The organism is Azospirillum sp. (assembly GCF_035627195.1).
Lineage (GTDB): Bacteria > Pseudomonadota > Alphaproteobacteria > Azospirillales > Azospirillaceae > Azospirillum.
The window spans coordinates 1-2,117 of the sequence record NZ_DASPMG010000218.1 but is presented as its reverse complement, the minus strand read 5'-3'; the positions used below and the strand labels follow the sequence as shown (position 1 = coordinate 2,117).

Below are 2,117 nucleotides of genomic sequence, written 5' to 3'. Positions count from 1 at the left end.
CCTTCGTGGTGTTGTCGCGGTGGGCGTGAAAATGCCCGCCTTCGGTTCCGTCATAGCAGGCGACCAGATAGCGCTCGATGTGCGTGGCGCGGAACTGGTAGACCTTGGCGACCTCCGGCAGCAGACGGCGGCGCAGGCGGTCGCGCAGCGTCTCCTTCAGCGCCTCGTCCTCGATGTAGCGGTCGCGGCGGACCTTCATCAGGGCGTTCAGCACGCCGACCGTGCGGCCGTCCTGTTCGGTCATGTGGCCGGACAGCTCGCCGCCCCGCTCGTCGTACAGCGCGATCAGGCGGTCGCGGAGGTCGGGTTCGAGGACGTGCGGCACCACCAGCACCGGCGCCTGAGCCTGCGCCGGAACCGGATCGCCGGGCGGCGGCAGGCGGTCCAGCAGTCCGGCCAGCTGCGCCACGCACTGCTCGGGGTCGGCCAGCGGGATCACGCCGGCGACGCGCAGCCGCGCGTCGAACACGTAGACCAGCGGGGTGTAGGTGTCGGCGCGGCCCTCCCCCTGCGGCGTGCACACACCCAGCAGCGCGCTGATCCGCCGGTCGGGGTCGAAGAAGAAGCGCCGGCCCGGCCGGCGGTCGCGCAGCCGCCCTTCGCTTTCGTCGCCCGGATCGATGCTGACCCCGAAGAAGGAGGCGGTCCGGTCGTCGAAGCGGTGCGCGATGGGTTCGAGCGCCGCGAGGAAGCGGCGTCCCAGGTCGAACGCCGACGACACGAAGAAGGCGAGGACGAGGGTGCGCCCGCCCATCGTGTCGAAATGGAAGGCCGGCTTGGAGGGGGTGCGTCCGCAGAAGGGTGGGCAGGGGTCTCCGGGCAGGAGCATGGCCGTTCCTGTTTCAGGTCAACGGCGCTTATGCTAGCCCCACGCGCCACGGCGGGCGCCTGTGAGGGCTTACAGGTGGCGTGCGGCGCGGGCGTCCGTTCCGATGGCCCCGCACGCCGCGAACGAAGAGGGTTTCCATCCGATGCGCCTGATCAGCCGCACGCCGCTGTCGGTGAAGATTCGCGCCGCCTTCCTGCTGGTGTTCACCTTCACGATGGCGGTGAGCCTCTTCAGCATTTCCGAGCTGCACTCGGTCAACGTGGCGGCGGACGCGGTGAAGTCCAACTGGCTGCCCAGCACCCGCGTGCTGGGCGACATCAACAACCACATGTCCGACCTGCGCACCATGGACGGCAACCGGCTGCTGGCCGCCACGGCGGACGAAAGGGCCTGGGTGGAGCGCGAGGCGGCGGCGACGCTGGGCCGCGTCGACGCCAGCCTCCGGGCCTACGAGCGGCTGCCGATCACCCCGGAGGAGCAGGCGCTGGACGAGGCCTTCCGCAGGGAATGGCGGACCTACCTGGACGCGCGCGACGCCATGATCGCCGCCTTCGCGGCCGGCGACGTGGAGCGTGCGGGGACCCTTTACCGCGGACCGTCGCGCGAGAGCTTCGCCCGGGCGTCCGACCGGCTGACCCGGCTGACCGACTTCAACCAGTCCAACGGCACCGCCGCCGCCGGCTCCGTGATCGACACCTTCCTGCACGCACGGATGACGATCCTGCTGGCGCTGGCGGTGCAGTGCGGGCTGGTCGCCGCGGCGCTGGTGTTCTTCACCCGCCACATGACCGAACCGATGCTGACGCTGGCCGGCGCCATGCTGGCGCTGTCGGAAGGCCGGCCGGCGTCCTTCCCGCCCTACGCCGGGCGCGGCGACGAGGTCGGCATCATGGCGCGCGCCGTCGACGTCTTCCGCGCCAGCCAGGAGGCGCTGTCCGAAAGCCGCAGCCAGCTGCAGGCGCAGGCCCGGCTGCTGGAGGAAAAGCTGGCGCGCGAGCGGGAGCTGGCGGCGCTCCAGCGCAACTTCGTCTCCATGGTCAGCCACGAGTTTCGCACGCCGCTCACCGTCATCGACGGGCAGGCGCAGCGCATCCGGACGCTGCGCGCCCAGCTGACGCCCGACGATCTGGCGGGCCGCGCCGGCCGCATCCGCGACGCCGTCGCGCGCATGACCGCGCTGATCAACGGCATCCTCCAGGCCGCCCCCATGGCCGATGGCGAACTGCCCTTCGTTCCGGAACCGGTGGGCCTCGGCCGCATCCTGCAAACCGTTTGCGAACAGCAGGCC

The 2,117-nt window shown here is 71.3% G+C and carries 2 protein-coding genes; one reads left to right on the top strand and one right to left on the bottom strand.

Going from position 1 to position 2,117, the window contains the following annotated elements:
- Window positions 1–829: 2OG-Fe(II) oxygenase (locus tag VED21_RS19780; protein ID WP_324885194.1), on the bottom strand; the 829-nt coding region annotated here is incomplete at its 3' end.
- A 142-nt stretch (window positions 830–971) separates the two neighbouring features.
- Here VED21_RS19780 and VED21_RS19775 point away from each other — a divergent pair.
- The coding region (locus VED21_RS19775) for an MCP four helix bundle domain-containing protein (protein WP_324885192.1) at window positions 972–2,117 on the top strand (1,146 nt) is incomplete at its 3' end.